General features: G+C 67.8%; 15 protein-coding genes and 3 rRNA genes. 9 read left to right on the top strand and 9 right to left on the bottom strand.

Features of this window, described 5'->3' with window-relative positions:
* Positions 1 to 72: 72 nt before the first annotated feature.
* From GXP74_RS23915 to GXP74_RS23900, 4 genes are all read left to right on the top strand, one after another.
* Positions 73 to 1591 (top strand): 16S ribosomal RNA (locus tag GXP74_RS23915).
* A gap of 304 nt (positions 1592 to 1895) precedes the next feature.
* A 23S ribosomal RNA gene (locus GXP74_RS23910) occupies positions 1896 to 5017 on the top strand.
* 81 nt (positions 5018 to 5098) lie between these two features.
* Positions 5099 to 5215 (top strand): 5S ribosomal RNA (gene rrf / locus GXP74_RS23905).
* Together the 16S, 23S and 5S rRNA genes form the textbook arrangement of a ribosomal RNA operon.
* 241 nt (positions 5216 to 5456) lie before the next feature.
* Positions 5457 to 6092, top strand: coding sequence for an FMN-dependent NADH-azoreductase (locus GXP74_RS23900; protein WP_182453297.1), 636 nt, complete (start codon positions 5457 to 5459; stop codon positions 6090 to 6092).
* 66 nt (positions 6093 to 6158) lie between these two features.
* Here GXP74_RS23900 and GXP74_RS23895 read toward each other — a convergent pair whose 3' ends face one another.
* The gene (locus GXP74_RS23895; protein WP_182453296.1) at positions 6159 to 6755 is read right to left on the bottom strand and encodes a TetR/AcrR family transcriptional regulator; all 597 of its coding nucleotides are present in this window, start codon (positions 6753 to 6755) and stop codon (positions 6159 to 6161) included.
* Between the two features lie 87 nt (positions 6756 to 6842).
* A complete protein-coding gene (locus tag GXP74_RS23890; protein ID WP_182453295.1) occupies positions 6843 to 7508 on the bottom strand; it encodes a TetR/AcrR family transcriptional regulator in 666 nt (221 codons plus the stop codon).
* Between the two features lie 100 nt (positions 7509 to 7608).
* Here GXP74_RS23890 and GXP74_RS23885 point away from each other — a divergent pair, with 100 nt between their 5' ends.
* Positions 7609 to 8511 carry an SDR family NAD(P)-dependent oxidoreductase gene (locus tag GXP74_RS23885; protein ID WP_182453294.1) on the top strand — a complete coding sequence of 301 codons (903 nt, stop codon included), beginning with the start codon at positions 7609 to 7611 and terminating at the stop codon, positions 8509 to 8511.
* A gap of 138 nt (positions 8512 to 8649) precedes the next feature.
* Here GXP74_RS23885 and GXP74_RS41905 read toward each other — a convergent pair whose 3' ends face one another.
* The gene (locus tag GXP74_RS41905) at positions 8650 to 10398 is read right to left on the bottom strand and encodes a glycosyl hydrolase family 28-related protein (protein WP_182453293.1); all 1749 of its coding nucleotides are present in this window, start codon (positions 10396 to 10398) and stop codon (positions 8650 to 8652) included.
* 189 nt (positions 10399 to 10587) lie between these two features.
* A complete protein-coding gene (locus GXP74_RS23875) occupies positions 10588 to 11256 on the bottom strand; it encodes a peroxiredoxin-like family protein (RefSeq protein WP_182453292.1) in 669 nt (222 codons plus the stop codon).
* Between the two features lie 185 nt (positions 11257 to 11441).
* On the opposite strand from GXP74_RS23875, the gene GXP74_RS23870 reads away from it, so the two are divergent.
* A complete protein-coding gene (locus tag GXP74_RS23870) occupies positions 11442 to 12080 on the top strand; it encodes a TetR/AcrR family transcriptional regulator (protein WP_182453291.1) in 639 nt (212 codons plus the stop codon).
* 59 nt (positions 12081 to 12139) lie between these two features.
* Here GXP74_RS23870 and GXP74_RS23865 read toward each other — a convergent pair whose 3' ends face one another.
* Together GXP74_RS23865 and GXP74_RS42280 are read right to left on the bottom strand one after the other, a co-directional pair.
* Positions 12140 to 12964: an SDR family oxidoreductase gene (locus GXP74_RS23865; RefSeq protein ID WP_182453290.1), complete on the bottom strand. Its 825-nt coding sequence runs from the start codon at positions 12962 to 12964 to the stop codon at positions 12140 to 12142.
* Between the two features lie 202 nt (positions 12965 to 13166).
* Positions 13167 to 13433, bottom strand: coding sequence for a nuclear transport factor 2 family protein (locus GXP74_RS42280; protein ID WP_370468565.1), 267 nt, complete (start codon positions 13431 to 13433; stop codon positions 13167 to 13169).
* 143 nt (positions 13434 to 13576) lie between these two features.
* On the opposite strand from GXP74_RS42280, the gene GXP74_RS23855 reads away from it, so the two are divergent.
* The 3 genes from GXP74_RS23855 to glnII all read left to right on the top strand — a co-directional run bounded on the left by GXP74_RS23855 (position 13577) and on the right by glnII (position 16814).
* Complete coding sequence (locus GXP74_RS23855; protein ID WP_182453289.1) at positions 13577 to 14227, top strand: YigZ family protein; 651 nt, start codon at positions 13577 to 13579, stop codon at positions 14225 to 14227.
* A gap of 157 nt (positions 14228 to 14384) precedes the next feature.
* Positions 14385 to 15605 carry a beta-ketoacyl synthase gene (locus GXP74_RS23850; RefSeq protein WP_182453288.1) on the top strand — a complete coding sequence of 407 codons (1221 nt, stop codon included), beginning with the start codon at positions 14385 to 14387 and terminating at the stop codon, positions 15603 to 15605.
* 186 nt (positions 15606 to 15791) lie between these two features.
* The gene (glnII, locus tag GXP74_RS23845) at positions 15792 to 16814 is read left to right on the top strand and encodes a glutamine synthetase (RefSeq protein WP_182453287.1); all 1023 of its coding nucleotides are present in this window, start codon (positions 15792 to 15794) and stop codon (positions 16812 to 16814) included.
* Between the two features lie 101 nt (positions 16815 to 16915).
* On the opposite strand, the gene GXP74_RS23840 is transcribed toward glnII, so the two are convergent.
* The 3 genes from GXP74_RS23840 to GXP74_RS23830 form a co-directional block, all read right to left on the bottom strand.
* Entirely contained in the window at positions 16916 to 17947 is a 1032-nt protein-coding gene (locus tag GXP74_RS23840) for a serine protease (protein ID WP_182453286.1), read from the bottom strand.
* Positions 17948 to 18133: 186 nt separating this feature from the next.
* A complete protein-coding gene (locus GXP74_RS23835; RefSeq protein ID WP_182453285.1) occupies positions 18134 to 18916 on the bottom strand; it encodes a phosphodiesterase in 783 nt (260 codons plus the stop codon).
* Between the two features lie 65 nt (positions 18917 to 18981).
* Positions 18982 to 19620, bottom strand: a complete 639-nt coding sequence (locus tag GXP74_RS23830) for an FMN reductase (RefSeq protein ID WP_182453284.1) — start codon at positions 19618 to 19620, stop codon at positions 18982 to 18984.
* Positions 19621 to 19640 lie beyond the last annotated feature (20 nt).

Genomic DNA, 19640 nt, shown 5'->3' with positions numbered 1-19640 from the left:
GTGCACGGGATCGGCTATTCCGTCGGTTGCTGTGCCGCTCAACGCGTGTGGTGACCCGATTACGGGTAATCATTCACGGAGAGTTTGATCCTGGCTCAGGACGAACGCTGGCGGCGTGCTTAACACATGCAAGTCGAACGGTGAAGCCCTTCGGGGTGGATCAGTGGCGAACGGGTGAGTAACACGTGGGCAATCTGCCCCAGATTCTGGGACAACACCGGGAAACCGGTGCTAATACCGGATACGACGCATCTCCGCATGGGGTGTGCGTGGAAAGCTCCGGCGATCTGGGATGAGCCCGCGGCCTATCAGCTTGTTGGTGGGGTAATGGCCTACCAAGGCGACGACGGGTAGCCGGCCTGAGAGGGCGACCGGCCACACTGGGACTGAGACACGGCCCAGACTCCTACGGGAGGCAGCAGTGGGGAATATTGCACAATGGGCGAAAGCCTGATGCAGCGACGCCGCGTGAGGGATGACGGCCTTCGGGTTGTAAACCTCTTTCAGCAGGGAAGAAGCGCAAGTGACGGTACCTGCAGAAGAAGCACCGGCTAACTACGTGCCAGCAGCCGCGGTAATACGTAGGGTGCGAGCGTTGTCCGGAATTATTGGGCGTAAAGAGCTCGTAGGCGGCTTGTCGCGTCGGATGTGAAAGCCCGGGGCTTAACTCCGGGTCTGCATTCGATACGGGCAGGCTAGAGTGTGGTAGGGGAGATCGGAATTCCTGGTGTAGCGGTGAAATGCGCAGATATCAGGAGGAACACCGGTGGCGAAGGCGGATCTCTGGGCCATTACTGACGCTGAGGAGCGAAAGCGTGGGGAGCGAACAGGATTAGATACCCTGGTAGTCCACGCCGTAAACGTTGGGAACTAGGTGTGGGTCACATTCCACGTGGTCCGCGCCGCAGCTAACGCATTAAGTTCCCCGCCTGGGGAGTACGGCCGCAAGGCTAAAACTCAAAGGAATTGACGGGGGCCCGCACAAGCAGCGGAGCATGTGGCTTAATTCGACGCAACGCGAAGAACCTTACCAAGGCTTGACATATACCGGAAACGGCCAGAGATGGTCGCCCCCTTGTGGTCGGTATACAGGTGGTGCATGGTTGTCGTCAGCTCGTGTCGTGAGATGTTGGGTTAAGTCCCGCAACGAGCGCAACCCTCGTTCTGTGTTGCCAGCGGGTTATGCCGGGGACTCACAGGAGACTGCCGGGGTCAACTCGGAGGAAGGTGGGGACGACGTCAAATCATCATGCCCCTTATGTCTTGGGCTGCACACGTGCTACAATGGCCGGTACAATGAGCTGCGATACCGCGAGGTGGAGCGAATCTCAAAAAGCCGGTCTCAGTTCGGATTGGGGTCTGCAACTCGACCCCATGAAGTCGGAGTTGCTAGTAATCGCAGATCAGCATTGCTGCGGTGAATACGTTCCCGGGCCTTGTACACACCGCCCGTCACGTCACGAAAGTCGGTAACACCCGAAGCCGGTGGCCTAACCCGCAAGGGAAGGAGCTGTCGAAGGTGGGACCAGCGATTGGGACGAAGTCGTAACAAGGTAGCCGTACCGGAAGGTGCGGCTGGATCACCTCCTTTCTAAGGAGCACTTCTGCCGCTTCGGCGGCCAGAGGGCCATGACGTCAGCGAATGTCTGACGGTGGTTCGCTCATGGGTGGAACGTTGACTATTCGGCACGATCAGTTGGTCATGGTTAGTACTGCGCTTCGGCGCGTGGAACGCGGTGGCTGGTTGGTTGTGTCGGGCACGTTGTTGGGTCCTGAGGGCGCGGCCGTATGGCTGGTCTTCAGACGCCGACCCCAGTGAACTTCACGCTTCGTGTGTGGGGGTGATGGGTGGTTGGTCGTTGCTTGAGAACTGCACAGTGGACGCGAGCATCTGTGGCCAAGTTTTTAAGGGCGCACGGTGGATGCCTTGGCACTAGGAACCGATGAAGGACGTGGGAGGCCGCGATAGGCCCCGGGGAGCTGTCAACCGAGCTTTGATCCGGGGGTGTCCGAATGGGGAAACCCGGCAGTCGTCATGGGCTGTCACCCGCTGCTGAACACATAGGCAGTGTGGAGGGAACGCGGGGAAGTGAAACATCTCAGTACCCGCAGGAAGAGAAAACAACCGTGATTCCGAGAGTAGTGGCGAGCGAAATCGGATGAGGCTAAACCGTTGTGGTGTGATACCCGGCAGGGGTTGCCACTTCGGGGTCGTGGGATTGTACTTCAGTCGTCTGCCGGCGGCTGGGCGAGTCAGAAACCGTATGGGTAGTCGAAGGACATGCGAAAGGTCCGGCGTAGAGGGTAAGACCCCCGTAGACGAAATCTGTACGGCTTGCTTGTACAACTCCCAAGTAGCACGGAGCCCGAGAAATTCCGTGTGAATCTGGCGGGACCACCCGCTAAGCCTAAATATTCCCTAGTGACCGATAGCGGACAGTACCGTGAGGGAATGGTGAAAAGTACCGCGGGAGCGGAGTGAAATAGTACCTGAAACCGTGTGCCTACAAGCCGTGGGAGCGTCGCAGCGTGTGCTTGCACATGTTGTCGTGACTGCGTGCCTTTTGAAGAATGAGCCTGCGAGTTTGCGGTGTGTTGCGAGGTTAACCCGTGTGGGGTAGCCGTAGCGAAAGCGAGTCCGAATAGGGCGGTTGAGTAGCGCGCCCAAGACCCGAAGCGGAGTGATCTAGCCATGGGCAGGTTGAAGCGCGGGTAAGACCGTGTGGAGGACCGAACCCACCAGGGTTGAAAACCTGGGGGATGACCTGTGGTTAGGGGTGAAAGGCCAATCAAACTCCGTGATAGCTGGTTCTCCCCGAAATGCATTTAGGTGCAGCGTCGCGTGTTTCTTGCCGGAGGTAGAGCACTGGATAGGCGATGGGCCCCACCGGGTTACTGACCTTAGCCAAACTCCGAATGCCGGTAAGTGAGAGCGCGGCAGTGAGACTGTGGGGGATAAGCTCCATGGTCGAGAGGGAAACAGCCCAGAACACCGGCTAAGGCCCCTAAGCGTGTGCTAAGTGGGAAAGGATGTGGAGTCGCAGAGACAACCAGGAGGTTGGCTTAGAAGCAGCCACCCTTTAAAGAGTGCGTAATAGCTCACTGGTCAAGTGATTCCGCGCCGACAATGTAGCGGGGCTCAAGTACACCGCCGAAGCCGTGTCATTGCAGCTTAACTCCTAACGGGGGCTGTGATGGGTAGGGGAGCGTCGTGTGCCGGGTGAAGCGGCGGCGGAAGCCAGTCGTGGACGGTATACGAGTGAGAATGCAGGCATGAGTAGCGATACAAGAGTGGGAAACTCTTGCGCCGATTGACCAAGGGTTCCTGGGTCAAGCTGATCTGCCCAGGGTAAGTCGGGACCTAAGGCGAGGCCGACAGGCGTAGTCGATGGACAACGGGTTGATATTCCCGTACCCGCTTTGAAGCGCCAACGTCGAACCTCTGGATGCTAAGGCCGTGAAGCCGTCTCGGATCCTTCGGGTGAAGAGGAGTGGTGGAGCCGCTGATCCAACAGGGTAGTAGGTGAGCGATGGGGTGACGCAGGAAGGTAGTCCAGCCCGGGCGGTGGTTGTCCCGGGGTAAGGGTGTAGGACGTGGGGTAGGCAAATCCGCCTCACATATAGTCTGAGACCTGATGCCGAGCCGATTGTGGTGAAGTGGATGATCCTATGCTGTCGAGAAAAGCCTCTAGCGAGTTTCATGGCGGCCCGTACCCCAAACCGACTCAGGTGGTCAGGTAGAGAATACCGAGGCGTTCGGGTGAACTATGGTTAAGGAACTCGGCAAAATGCCCCCGTAACTTCGGGAGAAGGGGGGCCGGTTGTGGTGATGGGACTTGCTCCTTGAGCTGTGGCCGGCCGCAGAGACCAGCGAGAAGCGACTGTTTACTAAAAACACAGGTCCGTGCGAAGCCGTAAGGCGATGTATACGGACTGACGCCTGCCCGGTGCTGGAACGTTAAGGGGACCGGTTAGCTTGGTTTCGACCAGGCGAAGCTGAGAACTTAAGCGCCAGTAAACGGCGGTGGTAACTATAACCATCCTAAGGTAGCGAAATTCCTTGTCGGGTAAGTTCCGACCTGCACGAATGGCGTAACGACTTCTCGACTGTCTCAACCATAGGCCCGGTGAAATTGCATTACGAGTAAAGATGCTCGTTTCGCGCAGCAGGACGGAAAGACCCCGGGACCTTTACTATAGCTTGATATTGGTGTTCGGTTCGGCTTGTGTAGGATAGGTGGGAGACTTTGAAGCGGCCACGCCAGTGGTTGTGGAGTCGTCGTTGAAATACCACTCTGGTCGTGCTGGATGTCTAACCTGGGTCCGTGATCCGGATCAGGGACAGTGTCTGGTGGGTAGTTTAACTGGGGCGGTTGCCTCCTAAAATGTAACGGAGGCGCCCAAAGGTTCCCTCAGCCTGGTTGGCAATCAGGTGTTGAGTGTAAGTGCACAAGGGAGCTTGACTGTGAGACCGACGGGTCGAGCAGGTGCGAAAGCAGGGACTAGTGATCCGGCGGTGGCTTGTGGAAGCGCCGTCGCTCAACGGATAAAAGGTACCCCGGGGATAACAGGCTGATCTTCCCCAAGAGTCCATATCGACGGGATGGTTTGGCACCTCGATGTCGGCTCGTCGCATCCTGGGGCTGGAGTAGGTCCCAAGGGTTGGGCTGTTCGCCCATTAAAGCGGTACGCGAGCTGGGTTTAGAACGTCGTGAGACAGTTCGGTCCCTATCCGCTGCGCGCGTAGGAGTCTTGAGAAGGGCTGTCCCTAGTACGAGAGGACCGGGACGGACGAACCTCTGGTGTGCCAGTTGTCCTGCCAAGGGCATGGCTGGTTGGCTACGTTCGGGAGGGATAACCGCTGAAAGCATCTAAGCGGGAAGCCTGCTTCGAGATGAGGGCTCCCACCACCTTGAGTGGTTAAGGCTCCCAGTAGACGACTGGGTTGATAGGCCGGATGTGGAAGCCCTGTGAGGGGTGGAGCTGACCGGTACTAATAGGCCGAGGGCTTGTCCATAGTTGCTACGCGTCCACTGTGTTGTTCTGAAGGAACGACCCCCGCTCCGTGAGGAGTGGTGTGCGGTCAACTTCATAGTGTTTCGGTGGTCATAGCGTGAGGGAAACGCCCGGTTACATCCCGAACCCGGAAGCTAAGCCTCATAGCGCCGATGGTACTGCAGGGGGGACCCTGTGGGAGAGTAGGACGCCGCCGAACAACCTTTACTGTAGGCCCCCTGACATCACGTCAGGGGGCCTACAGGCATTTCTGCACTCCAACCTGTAGCGGGACCGGGGACACGACATCACGCGGAGAACATCAGCGTGGGTATCGATGGCAACTTGAACCTGTCCTCAACTTGTGGCAAGTTGAGGACAGGTTCAAGTTATCTGCTGCGACCCTCCCACCGCCTGCGGCGGGAGGGTACGCACGCCCTCTCCCCGTTCGGAGTTGCACCATGGCGACACTGCTGCACATCGACTCGTCCGCGTTCACGGGCCAGGCGTCCACCTCTCGGGCCGTCACCGAGGCCTTCCGCCGTACGTGGCTGGAGGAGCACCCGGGTGGCGAGGTGATCTACCGGGACCTGGGCGCGGAGCCGGTCCCGCACATCACCGCGGACGCCCACATCGCCGGGTCGCTCGACCCGGCGGAGCACACCGAGGAGCAGGCTCGGGCCTTCGCCGAGCGCCTGGCCCTGATAGCGGAGCTGGAGGCGGCCGACGCGGTGGTCATCGGCGCGCCGATGTACAACTTCTCGGTGCCCTCCAGCCTCAAGGCGTGGCTGGACCAGGTGATCCTGGTGGGCCGCACCGCCGGCTCGCCGGGGTCGAAGGTGAAGGGCACGCCGGTGACGGTGGTGACCAGCCGCGGCGGCTCCTACGCCCCCGGCACGCCCCGGGCACCGCACGAGCACGTGCTGAACTACCTGGAGTCGGTGCTGTCGGTGATCTTCGAGATGGAGGCGACCTTCATCGTCGCGGACCTGACGCTGGCCGCGCACATCCCGGGCATGGAGCACCTGGTCCCGCTCGGCGAGCAGTCGCGGGCCGACGCGTTCGAGGCCGCCGCGAAGGCGGCCCGCGCCGCGTAGTCGCGCGCGACGACGGTGCCGGTCCCGCTTCGGCGGGGTCGGCACCGTCGTCGTTCATGGCCGGGCTCAGTCGGGCAGCGGGAGACTGCCGGGGCGGGCGCGCAGGCCCTCGAAGAGCAGGGCGAGGACGCGGCGGCGGGCGGCGTCGTCCCCGGCGCGCACGAGGTCGCCGTTGACCTGGAAGAAGCTGGCGATGTCGTCCATCCGGACGTCCTCGCGCAGGGCCCCCTCGGAGCGGGCGCCGACGGCCAACTCGGCGGCGAAAGCCAGGGACTGGTCGCAGACCGCCTTGAGGGCGGGGGCGTTGGGGTAGCGGCGGGAGAACGCGTCGTTGAACGCCGGGTCGTCGGCCTGCGCCTGGCAGATGGCCCCGACGTAGGCCAGCAGCCGCTCCCACGCACTGCCCACGGTGCCGTCCGCGATGGCCATCGCCGCGCGCACCTGCCGGTCGGCGAGTTCGTTGACGACCTGGTCCAGCAGCGCGTCGCGACTGCCGAAGCGGTTGTAGATCGTGCCGACACTCACCCCCGCCAGCTTCGCGATCGTCTCCAGCGGCGTGTCGAGCCCGTGCTCGGAGAAGGCGTCCGCCGCGGCCTGGCGCAGCTTCTCGACGTTGCGGCGGGCGTCGGCGCGCAGCGGCGGCCGTTGGGGTGCCTCGGGCACAGTGCTCGCCTCTCCCTGAGTTGAGGAATCCATCGTGTCGTGGGCACGTTGGGGACGGTGAAATTGAGCCTACCTTCACCTTGCGGTTCAGGCGCGTGGCAGCACGCCCAGGAGCGTCGAGGTGAAGGAGATCCGCAGGGCGTCATGCAGGTCCAGGTGGAGCGCGCTGAGGGCGGGATCGTCCGCGTAGGCGGCGAGGAGGCTGGGCGGCGGCGGGACGTACGCCGACAGGGCGCCCGCCGAGACGAGGCTCATCAGGCAGAACAGTTGCGCGCCGTCGCCGAGCTCGGGCAGGTGGTGGCACACGAGCTCGGCCATGGCCGTGAGCCGGGTCAGGGAGGAGCGCTTGTGCCGTTTGACCACCTCGACCGACACGTTGTGCTCAAGGACGCCGCCCTGTGCGCCGAACAGGTCGCACAGCACCAGCCGGCCCGCCAGCGACCGGCTGAGGATCTCGGCCAGCTGGCCCGCGCGCACCTCCGGTGCCGCGTGCGGCTCGATGCCCGCGGCCAGCTGCTGCGCCAGCTCGGCGAGCCAGCTTCCCATCGCGTCGTCCAGCAGTTCGAGCAGCACCGCCTCGCGTGACTCGAAATACCGCAGCACGTTCGACTTTGCCAGGCCCACGCGCCGACTGAGCTCGTTGAGGCTCACGTCGGCCACGGGCATCTCGTTGAGCATCGCCGCCGCCGTGTCCAGGATCGCCCGGCGGCGGATCTCCCGCTGCTCCTCGCTTCGCGCCCGCTGGAATGTCACACCCTCAGCCTAGCTTAAAGACCGCCGGTTCCTTGACAGAAGACCGGCGGTCTTTTACGTTGGTAGTCATAACAGACCGTTGGTTTTTTAGGAGTGCGCCATGAACGGTAACTGGACCGAGCAGCACATCCCCGATCAACACGGCCGGGTGGCGATCGTGACCGGCGCCAACACCGGGCTGGGCTTCGAGACCGCCCGGATGCTCGCCGGGCGCGGAGCGGCGGTGGTCCTGGCCGTCCGCGACGTCGGGAAGGGCAAGCGGGCAGCCGCCCGCATCACCGGCGACGTCAGCGTCCAGGCCCTCGACCTGACCTCCCTGGACTCGATCCGGGCCGCGGCGGCCGACCTGCGCGCAGCCCACCCGCGGATCGACCTGCTGGTCAACAACGCGGGCGTGATGTACACGCCGCGGCAGACCACCGCCGACGGCTTCGAGTTGCAGTTCGGGACCAACCACCTCGGCCACTTCGCCCTCACCGGCCTGCTGCTGGACCGGCTCCTGCCCGTCCCCGGCTCCCGCGTCGTGACGGTCAGCAGCGTCGGCCACCGCATCCGGGCCGCCATCCACTTCGACGACCTGCAGTGGGAGCGCTCGTACAGCCGTGTCGCCGCCTACGGCCAGGCCAAACTCGCCAACCTGATGTTCACGTACGAACTGCAGCGCCGGCTCGCGGCGCACGGCACCACGGTCGCGGTGGCCGCCCATCCCGGCGCGTCCAACACCGAACTCGCCCGCAACACGCCCGCCGCGTTCCGGGTGCCGGTCGCCTGGCTCGGGCCGCTGCTCACCCAGAAGGCCGAGATGGGGGCCCTGCCCACGCTGCGCGCCGCCACCGATCCGGCGGTCCGCGGCGGCCAGTACTACGGTCCCGGCGGCCGGGGTGAGTTCCGCGGCTATCCGAAGCTGGTCACCTCCAGCCGGGCCTCTCACGACCAGGCCGTTCAGCAGCGCCTGTGGACCGTCTCCGAGGAACTCACCGGGGTGACGTTCCCCCAGGGATGAGGCGGTGACCGCGCCGGTGCGCACCACTGCGGATGCGCACCACCGCGAGTCCGGCCTCCCGGGGCAGCACGCTGTCGAGCGGACCTGGGCCCGGCCCCTACGACAGCGGGTCCACGAGACTACAGCGGGTCCGTGAGACTACAGCGGGTCCACGAGCATCCAGGCGACGACGGACGCGTCCGTGGCGGAGGTGGAGCCGATGGTGAAACTGGTTCCGGCGGTGCGGGCGGAGACGGTCAGCGCACCGGCCGTGCCGGACACGGACTGAGCGGTGAGGAAGATCCGGGTCGTGGCCGACACGCTGGTGTTGGCGACGGTTGCCTTGCCCGCGGCCAGAGTCGCGGTGCCCATGCGGGGGCCGGTGACGCCCTCGTTGATGGCGAGGCCGTTGAGGGTGGTGACGCCGGTCTGGCGATCGACGGTGACCGGGGTGTCGATGACGGTGCCGGTGTCGTCGTAGCGCACGACGTCGAAGTTCGAGCCCGCGTTGGACCCCGCCTCGGCGGTGGAGGACGCGCGCAGCGCCCACCGCTTGCCGGAGGCGGCCGTCCACCACTGCGCGTCCCGGTTGGTTCCGGCGGCCCCGATGATGCGCATCGAGTTGGCCGCCTCCAGGGTGGTCGCACCCGTGGTCGCGCTGGTGGCGTTGAACCGGGTGGTGCTGTCGTAGACGACCTGGTTCTGGGTGTCCAGCAGGGCTGCCACGGTGCCGTTGAGCAGCGTGCCGCTGACACTGACCTGCGGCGCGTACGTCGTCTTCAGCCCGTAGTCGGGGCAGAAGATGCCCTCTCCCGAGTCGTTGTCGTTGACGTTGATCACGCAGCCGCTGATCGTCACCGGATTGTGCGGTGCGGTGCTGGTCCCCACGATGTCGATCCCCGCGTACCCGGCCGGGGTGATGTCGTTGTTGGCGCCGTCGCGGTTGGCGAGGCACCCCGACAGGATGATCGATCGTGAACCGCCGCCCTGGCACTCCAGCCGCCACCCGGACATCGTGCTTCGGTCGGTGTCGCAGTCGACCCAGCGGATCCGGCTGCTCCCGGCCGCGTAGTAGCCGTACCCGGCGTTGAACTCGCTGCGGCAGCCGATCAGGTCGACCGAGATGGCCGAGGCTATGTGCCAGCCGTCGGAGCCGTTGGCCCCGGCCCAGCAGGCCTCGTAGGTCATGTCGGTGACGGCGAAGCCCGCCGAGCCGGTGTTGGCGTGGTAGAAACCGGCGCCCCCGCACGACTGCACGGCGACGTGGTGCATCTGCCAGCCCTTGGGCTGGTTCCCGCCGTAGCTGTCGGTGTACAGGCCGTGCCCGGACATGTTGTTGATGCACACGTTGCTCAGGGCCAGGTCGACCACCTGGCCCGTGGCGTAGATCCCGGCCACGAGGGTGCCCTCGTTGCCGCCGTCCAGGGTCAGGTCGGTGATGCGGGCGGAGGACATGTATTCCTGCGTCCAGCCTCCCTGGCTCTTGTCGAGGACCCGCACCATCGCCGGGTCGGAGAACCCGCTCATCGCCTTCACGCAGGCGGAGATCTCCGGCGAGTCCTTGGCGTACTGCGGCCAGTGCGGCGCGTACCCGCCCCTGAGCGTGATCCGCGGCGGCAGCGTCAGCTGCGCCGAGATCAGGTAGACCCCGACCGGAAAGTAGACCGTTCCGCCCGGAGGGCAGGCCGCTATCGCCGCCCTGATGGCGCTGGTGTCGTCCGTGGCGCCGTCTCCGGCCGCGCCGGCGAGCTTCACGTCGTACCAGTCCAGCGGGTCGGCCGCGGCCGCTGCCGCCGCCGGCGTCGCTGCCGTGACTGTCCCCGCGATCCCTGCCACCACGCCGGTGACCGCTCCTGTGAGCAGTGCCCGGCGCCGGGTCGGGTCAGTCAAGCCCTTCGATGTGCTCACGCCGTGTTCCCCTCGGTCGGCTCCTGTGGAGGCCACCCTACGGGGCCGCCGAGCAGCCTCTTCCGGGCCCTGCGGCCGGCCCCACGGCCCGCGGTGAACGATGTCCTGAAGCACGGTGATATTCCGTCATACCGGCCGCCCGCCGTCGGTTTCCGCGGGGCCGGACCCCGGGGGGCCTGTGTCGGTTGGTCAGTCGAGCAGGGAGTCGATGGCGTGGATGATCCGCTGCGGCTCGGTGCGGGTGGTGTAGTTGGGGTGGACGTCGATCCAGCGGATGGTGCCGTCGGCGTCCACCAGGACCGTGGTGGGCATCGGCAGCTCCGGGGTGCCGTCCGCGTTTCCGGCCGCGACATCGAGGCCGATCCTGGCCTGGGCCTCACGGACGGCGTCGGTCCCGCGGGTGAGTACGCCCAGGCCGCCGGCGAGCTGGTTGCCGGGGTCGGACAGCACGGTGAAGGTCAGCTCGTTGCTCTGCTGCGCAGTCAGGGAACCGTCGGGCCGCTGCGGGCTGACGGCGATCAGCCGCACCCCGCGGTCCGCGAGCGCGGGGACCAGGTCGGCCTGGTAGGTGCGCAGGGCGATGTTGCAGAAGGGGCACCACGCACCCCGGTAGAGCACGACCACGGAGGGGGCGTCGCCGCGGGCGGCCGCCAGGGTGGTGGGAGCGCCGTGGAGGTCGAGCAGGTCGCCGTCGGGCATGGCGGCCCCGGGGCGCGCGGCGCCGGAGGGCACGCCGGCCGCGTCGAGCGCGGCCTGCTCCTCCCCGAAGTCGGCGAGGACGTCGGCGGGCAGCCGCTCGGCGACGACGGCGTTGAGTGCGGCGACCTGCTCGGCGATGGGCTGGGTGCTGGTGGTCATGGCGGGGCCTTTCCGGAAGAGACGTGAGGGGACGGGCAGCACAGCTCCATATTTCTGGAGTCCCTGCTCCATAACACTAGCGCAGTTTTTGGAGCACGCACTACAGAATCAGCGGCGGAATGCCGGTCGCGGGTGGGGTGTACTGGCGTTTGTAACGTTTACTCCAAAACGTCTATCCTCATGGCATGTCCACTGATGAGGTCGCCGCCGCGGTCCCGCGGCTGACGCGCAAGGGGCGGGCGACGCGCGACCGGATCGCGCTCGCGGCCTCGAACCTGATGTTCGAACGCGGCGTCGCCGCGACGAGCATCGAGGACGTGCAGGCCGCGGCAGGGGTGAACCCCTCGCAGGTGTACTACTACTTCAAGGACAAGCGGGACCTGGTCAGGGCCGTCATCGCGGTCCAGACGGAGCAGGTCCTCGGGGCGTTCGGCAGCGTCGAACCGCGTTATGGACGCCTGGACAGCATGGAGGCGCTACGGGCCTGGCGGGACTTCGCGGTCGGCCTGGAGCAGTCCCTCGACTGCGTCGGCGGCTGCCCCATCGGCACCATGGGCAGTCAGCTCGCCGAGACCGACGCCGAGGCGCGCCAGGAGGTCGCCGAGGGCTTCGCCCGCTGGGAACAGGCCATCTGCGCGGGCCTGCGCGCCATGCGGGAGCGCGGCGAACTGCGCGCCGACGCGGACCCCGACCGCCTGGGGCTGGCCCTGCTCGCCACGCTCCAGGGCGGCCTGCTGCTGACCCAGATCCGGCGCGACACCACCGCGCTGGAAGTGGGCCTCGACGTGATGCTCGACCACATCGAGGCCCACCTCGCGCACTAGGGACCGGCTTGCGCGCCGACAACGGCTGCGCCGCACGCATGGGTGTGGAAGGGCTCGGCTCAGCCCTGTGCCAGCTCCGCCACGGGCTGCCACTTGTCCCACACCGCGAGACGCTGCTCGTAGTCGGCCTTGGCGATGCCCAGCGGCGCCGAACCGAGGAAGCAGCGCAGCGGCGGCTCGTCGGCGTCGACGATCTTCAGCACGGCCGCGGCGGACGCGGTCGGATCACCCGGCGTGCCGACGCGCTTGCGCCGCTGCTCCTGCACCTCGTTGTGGAAGTCGGCGTACGCGGGCAACGGCTCGGACGTGCTCGACGAGGAACCCGCCCAGTCGGTGGCGAACCCACCGGGCTCGATCAGCGTGACCTTGATGCCGAACGGCGCCACTTCCTGGGCCAGTGCCTGGCTCAGGCCTTCGAGCGCCCACTTCGACGCGTGGTAGATCCCGACCAGGGGGAAGGCGCTGATGCCTCCGATGGAGGAGACCTGGAGGATGTGGCCGCTGCCCTGCGCACGCAGGAACGGCAGGGCCGCCTGCGTGATCCACAGGGCGCCGAACAGGTTGGTCTCCAGTTGCGCGCGCGCCTCGGCCTCGGTGAGTTCCTCGACCAGGCCGAAGTGGCCGTAGCCGGCGTTGTTGACCACCACGTCGAGGCGCCCGAACCGCTCGTGCGCCTGCTGCACGGCGGCGAAGTCGGCGTCACGGTCCGTCACGTCGAGACGCAGGGGCAGCAGCCTTTCCCCGTACTTCTCGTGAAGGTCACTCAGCGTGGAGAGGTCGCGCGCGGTGGCGGCCACCGAATCGCCGCGTTCGAGGGCGGCGATGGTCCACTCCCTGCCGAAGCCGCGTGAGGCACCGGTGATGAACCAGATCTTCTGCGTCATGGTGTGCTCCTCAAGAACTCGTCATCCGTACAGTCAGCACGTCGCGCCGGCTCTCCCACCAGCTAACACCTTCGAGTGGACTCCAGGGCAACTTCACTTACTCCCGGAGGCGGCCCGACACGGTCTCGACCCCTGGGGCCGCGCTTCATGTCCGTTGGCCAGGTGGTGGCTGCGGCCGTCACCCGAGCCGCCCAGTGCCGCGTCACCGCCCGGTCGGCTCGGGGCCGTAGGCGCCGAAGCCCTGGCAGACCAGGCCGTCGCGGAAGGTCAGCACCTCGCTCACGGCCTGGCCGCGCTCGTTGCGGTAGCCGATGACGATCGCGTCGACGCTGACCCGCACGTCCTCGACGGTGAAGTGCAGGTCCGGCAGCTGTCGCAGCCCGGCGGCGAAGTAGGCGCGGAGCGCGGCTGTGCCCGGAGCCGGCCGCTCGGGTCGTTGGTGAACCGCGCGATGCCCGGGGAGCTCCAGACCACGTCGTCGGCGTAGTGCGCGAGAATACGTTCCAGGTCGTGCGAGTTCCAGTCATCGGCCCAGGTGGCCGCGTATGCCGTGGCTTCCTCAAGATCCATGGGGCGAGACCCTAGCAAGTGAAACGGACGGAGCACCGGGCAATGACGTCGGCGCGGCTTCCCTACCTGACCGTCAAAGGCCCGGTCGAGCACGAGACCGAGGTGAAGAAGTCCCGGTTCCTCTGCTCGGTCGCCCGGGTCGAGGACGAGGAGCAGGCGCAGGCGTTCATCGCCTCGGTGCGCAAGCGGTACTGGGACGCGCGGCACAACTGCACCGCGTACGTGGTCGGCGAGCAGCCGCGCCGGGAGCGGTCCAATGACGACGCCGAACCGGCGGGGACAGCCGGGGCGCCGATGCTGGAGGTGCTGCGGCGTCGGGGGCTGACCGACACGGTGGCCGTGGTCACCCGCTACTTCGGCGGCGTGCTGCTGGGGGCCGGTGGTCTGGTGCGGGCCTACGGCGGGGCGGTGTCGGCTGCGCTGGACCGGGCGGTGGTGGTGGAACGGCAGCTGGTGGTGGTGTTCACGGTCACCACCGACCACACCCGGGCCGGACGCCTGGAGAACGATCTGCGGGCGGCCGGCCACGTCGTCCGGGACGTCGGCTACACGGCGTCGGGGGTGCGTTTCGACGTGGGCGTGCCGGAGGCGGGGGTGGCCGCCTTCGAGGCGTGGCTGGCGGCGGCGAGTGCCGGTTCGGCCGAGGCGGAGCGCAGTGGTACCGACCGGGTGGATGTTGTTCCGTCGCGATAGGAACTGTGGGGTTCATACAAGGTGGCATGGGGCGATCGGTGTGCTGCGGTGATCGTCTCGGGCTGAAGTCCCGTGTGAGGATTGATGTCATGGGTGAGGCGGCGAATTGCTGCCGTCGCTCCGCTTCGTTGGATCCCTCTGGTTCTGGAGAGCAGTCATGGCGCACGGGATGGTCGAGGTCGCGGTCACGGGTCTGGGAGCGAGCACCCCGCTCGGCGGCGATATGGAGGCCACCTGGGCGGCCATGCTCGCGGGCCGTTCCGGGGTCTCGGTCATCGCCGAGGACTGGGCCGCGTCCCTGCCGGTGCGGATCGCCGCGCAGCTCGCGGTGGAGCCGACGGAGGTGCTGGGCCGGGTGGAGGCGCGGCGGCTGGACCGCTGCGAGCAGCTGGCCCTCGTCTGTGCCCGGGAGGCCTGGGCGCAGGCCGGGCGTCCGGAGGTCGATCCGGAGCGGCTGGCGGTGGTCATCGGCACGGGCACCGGGGGCGTGCGGTCGCTGCTGGCGCAGGACGACGCCCTGGAGGCGTCCGGGGCGCGGAAGGTCTCGCCGTACACGGTGCCGATGATGATGGCCAACGGCCCGGCCGCCTGGGTGAGCATGGAGCTCGGGGCGCTCGGCGGGGCGCGGACGCCGGTGAGCGCCTGTTCGTCGGGAGCGGAGGCGATCGCCATGGGGCTGGACCTGATCCGGCTGGGGCGGGCGGACGTGGTGGTCGCGGGCGGTACCGAGGCCTGTGTCGCGCCGCTGCCGATCGCGGCCTTCGCCCAGATGACGGCGCTGTCCACCCGCAACGACGACCCCGACGCCGCGTCCCGGCCGTTCGACCGGGACCGCGACGGCTTCGTGCTGGGGGAGGGCGCGACGCTGCTGGTGCTGGAGCGGGCGGACCTGGCCCGGGCACGGTCGGCGCGGGTGCACGGCTACCTGGCAGGTGCGGGCATCACCTCCAGCGCGGTCCACATCACCGGCTCGGACGCGCACGGGCAGCTGCGGGCGATGGGGCAGGCGCTGGCCGACAGCGGGCTCAGCGGGCTGGACATCGGGCACGTGCACGCCCACGCGACCTCCACGCCCTCGGGTGACCTGGTCGAGGCGGAGGCCGTCGCCGCCGGGATCGGCAGCCATCCGGTGGTCACCGCGACCAAGTCGATGACCGGGCACCTGCTCGGCGCGGCCGGTGCGCTCGGCGCCGCCGCCGCGCTGCTGGCGCTGCGCGACGGCCGGGTACCGGCGATCCGCAACCTGGAGCGACCCGACCCCGAGGTGAAGCTGGACCTGGTCCGCGGCGCACCGCGCGGTGGCAGTTGGGACGCGGCTCTGGCCAACTCGTTCGGCTTCGGCGGACACAATGTCAGCCTGGTGTTCACCCGGGCCTGACCTGCGGTTCGGATCATGTGACGTGTAGCACTAACGAGCCCGGTTAACCTCGTGTTCACAAACGGGCAACAGCCGGGAAATTGCGGGCTGTGATCCTCTAGGCCATCAGGACAGCGGACCTCCCCAGTGACGCGGAGCACCGCGCCACGTCACCGCTCATCCCACCCACCGCGAGGAATGCCGCCCGTGAGCTACAAGGCTGAGTACATCTGGATCGACGGCACCGAGCCGACCGCCAAGCTTCGTTCGAAGACCCGCGTGCTGGCTGACGGCGCCGAGCTGCCCACCTGGGGCTTCGACGGCTCCAGCACGAACCAGGCCGAGGGTCACGCGTCGGACCGCGTGCTCAAGCCGGTGTTCTCCTGCCCCGACCCGATCCGCGGCGGCGACAACGTCCTGGTGCTGTGTGAGGTGTTCAACACCGACGGCACCGCGCACGAGACCAACACCCGCGCGCTGCTCCGTCCCATCGCCGAGCGTTACGCGGCGCAGGAGGGCATCTTCGGCATCGAGCAGGAGTACACCTTCTTCAAGGGCGAGCGTCCGCTCGGTTTCCCGGTCGGCGGCTTCCCCGCCGCGCAGGGTGGGTACTACTGCGGTGTCGGCGCGGACGAGGTCTTCGGCCGCGACGTCGTCGAGCTGCACCTCGACCGCTGCATCGAGGCCGGTCTGGCCATCTGCGGCATCAACGCCGAGGTCATGCCCGGTCAGTGGGAGTTCCAGATCGGCCCCGTGGACGCGCTGACCGTCTCCGACCACCTGTGGATCGCCCGCTGGCTGCTCTACCGCACCGCCGAGGAGTTCGACATCTCGGCGACGCTCGACGCCAAGCCCGTCAAGGGTGACTGGAACGGTGCCGGCGCGCACACCAACTTCTCCACCAAGGCCATGCGTGAGGGCTACGACGCCATCATCACCGCCTGCGAGTCGCTGGGCGCCGACCAGGAGAAGGTGCTGGAGCACGTCAAGCAGTACGGCTTCGGCATCCAGGACCGCCTCACCGGCCTGCACGAGACGGCCCCGTGGGACGTCTACAGCTACGGCGTCTCCGACCGCGGCGCCTCGGTGCGCATCCCGTGGCAGGTCGAGGTCGAGAAGAAGGGCTACATCGAGGACCGTCGCCCGAACGCCAACGTCGACCCGTACGTGGTGACCCGGCTGCTGGTCAACACCTGCTGCGCGGCGCTGGAGAAGGCCGAGCAGGTCTGATCCGCCCCAGCTGACCGAGGCGCCCGCCGGACTCGTCCGGCGGGCGCCTCGTCGTGTGCCGCGGGCGGCGGTGCGGTGCGGGCGGTTGCGGTGCGGGCGGGTCACCCGGCCTGGCTGAGCGCCTGGTCGTAGAGGGCGCGGACGCTGCTGCCGAACAGCGGGCTGTAGGAGACGTCGGGGGTGTCGCCGCCGGTCTCGTAGCCGCCGATGACGCCGATCAGGGTGCCCGTGCCGGTGGCCGGGTCGTAGCCGGAGATCCAGCCGCTGCCGCTGGTGCCGTTGGTGTAGGCGGTGCAGTAGATCTGGAGCTGGTCGGCGGTGAAGGCGCTGCCGTCGCCGGTGCAGCTGATCGGCTCGTTGCTGGCCGAGGGGTAGCCGGTCAGCTGGACCTGCGCGCTGCTGACCGCGTCGGTGCCCAGGGTGTAGGAGCCGACCACGGACTCGATGCTGCGGCCGTTCAGCGGCTCGACCACGGCGAAGGCCACGTCGTCGTCGACGTCCCCGCCGCTGGTCCAGGCGTCGGCCTCGACCACGCTGGAGATCTGCCAGACGCCGTGGGGCGCGGTGCCGTCCCGGTAGCCGGGGATGAAGACGTCGCTGGTGGTGGAGCCGGTGGTGAGGCAGTGTCCGGCGGTGACGATGATGTCGCCCGCGGGGCTGTCCACCACGCTGGCGGTGCAGTGGTGGGTGCCGTCCAGCCCGCCCGAGAACAACGCGCCGACCTGGGCCGGTTGCTGAGCCTGGGTGAGTACCTCGGACTGGCCTATGGCGGTGGTCGGCGGGGCCGCGACGGGGGTGGCCGCGGCCGTGGGCGAGGCGCTGGGGGCGGCCTTCTGGGTCGGCTTCGGCGTGGGCCCGGCCGATGCGGAGGCGGACGCCGAGGGCTTCCGGCCGCTCTTCGCGCCGGTCCGGGCCCGGGTGGCGGACTTGGCCGCGGACCTGGCGGCGGACACGGGTTCGCTCTTGGCGACGTTCAGGATGTGCAGCAGCTTGGTGTCGGCGCTGCTGCTGGTCGTCGCGAGCGCACCCATGCCCAGGACGAGGCCGGTGGTCAGCACGAGCGCGGTACGGCGCCGTCTGCGGCGGGCGGCACGTAGGCGCTCGGTGCGGCTCTCCGGCTCGGCCGTCCCCATACAAGTGCTCCTCTGCTCGGCGATCGCACCGACCCCTACCCCGAAAAGCGCCGCGTCAGTGCCACTGACGATGGTGGCCCCAGGGGCTGAGAAGCACGTGGGAGGTACCTGAGAGCGGCATGAGTGCAGCTCAGTACCGGCGCGACCGTGGATTCGCGCTCCGGGGGCCGCAGCGAGTGCGCCCCCTCAGAAGCCCGCGACGGGCGCCGCGGCGTGGCTGACCGGGACGACATGGGTGACCCAGTCGGTGCCGGTGTGCAGGTGGAGCAGGAAGGACGTCGGCTCCGGGACGTAGTTCGGCAGACCGTCGCGCATCGCCAGGCCGCTCTGCAGGTGGGTGCTCGGCGCGACGGCCAGGGTGCTGCCCGCGAAGGCGGCGGTGATCGGGCGGTGGATGTGGCCGACCAGGACCCGGGCGACGTTGCGGTGGCGGGCGACCACCTCGGCCAGCGCGTCGCCGTCGGCCAGGCGCATTCCGTCCAGGAACGGGATGCCGACCGGGATCGGCGGGTGGTGCAGGCAGACCAGCGCCGGGGTGTCCGGCCTGCGGGCGAGTTCCTGGTCGAGCCAGTCGAGCTGCTCCTGCCCGAGGTCTCCGCCGCCGGAGCCGGGGACGTTGGAGTCCATTACCACCAGGCTGAAGCCGGAGTAGTCGACCCGGTAGCGGGTCTGTTCGGTGCCGCCGAGGAAGCCGGTTCCGCCGAAGGCCTTCAGCAGCTGCCCGGGGTCGTCGTGGTTGCCCGCGACCAGGTGCAGCGGCAGCGGGAACCGGCCGATCACCTCGCGCAGGGCGGTGTACTCCTCGGGGCGGCCCAGGTCGACCAGGTCGCCGGTGATCACCACGCAGTCCGGCTTCGGGTCCAGGGTCAGTACCCGGCCCAGCGCCCGGCTCAGGGCCAGGGCCGGAGACCCGGCCAGCGGGCCGGTGCTGATGTGCGGATCGCTGAGGTGCGCGACGGAAAAGGTCATGGACGCACTATCCCCCGGCATGATCGGCGCAGGCAACCGATCATGCGCGGCGGGGATACCAGGGGTCAGAACTGCGGCCGCAGCGCCGCGAGTTGCTGCTCGAAGGGGAGGAACTCCTCGGTGCCGGCCCGGGCCCGGGCGGGACGGCCGTCCACCAGGTCGGCGAGCTCGTCGGCGGCTCGGGCGATGCGGGTCGGCAGGCTGCTCCCACCGTCGGTGGCGGCGGTGCCCCAGTCCTCGGTGGCGGCGTAGACGCCGGTCGGGAGCACGACCGCGCGCAGGTAGGAGAACAGCGGGCGCAGCGCGTGGTCGAGGACCAGGGAGTGGCGGGCGGTGCCGCCGGTGGCGCCGATCAGCACCGGCATGCCGGTGAGCGCGGTGTGGTCGAGGACGTCCAGGAAGGACTTGAACAGGCCGCTGTAGGAGGCGCTGAACACGGGGGTGACCGCGATCACCGCGTCCGCGCCGGTGACCGCGTCCACGGCCTCGCGCAGCGCGCTCGGCGGGAACCCGGTGACCAGGTTGTCGGCGATCGGGTGGGCCAGCTCGCGCAGCTCGACGACGCGGGTCAGCACCTCCCGGTCGCGCCCGGCCAGGTCCTGCCGGACCGCCTCGGCGAGGCGGTCGGCGAGCAGCCGGGTGGACGAGGGCCGGCCGAGTCCGGCGGATATCACGGCGAGGTTGACGGGGGCGGCGGCGGTCACGTGGTCCTCCCTGGGCGGGT

It is taken from the genome of Streptacidiphilus sp. P02-A3a (assembly GCF_014084105.1).
Lineage (GTDB): Bacteria > Actinomycetota > Actinomycetes > Streptomycetales > Streptomycetaceae > Streptacidiphilus.
This window is presented reverse-complemented; position numbering and strand designations above follow the sequence as displayed.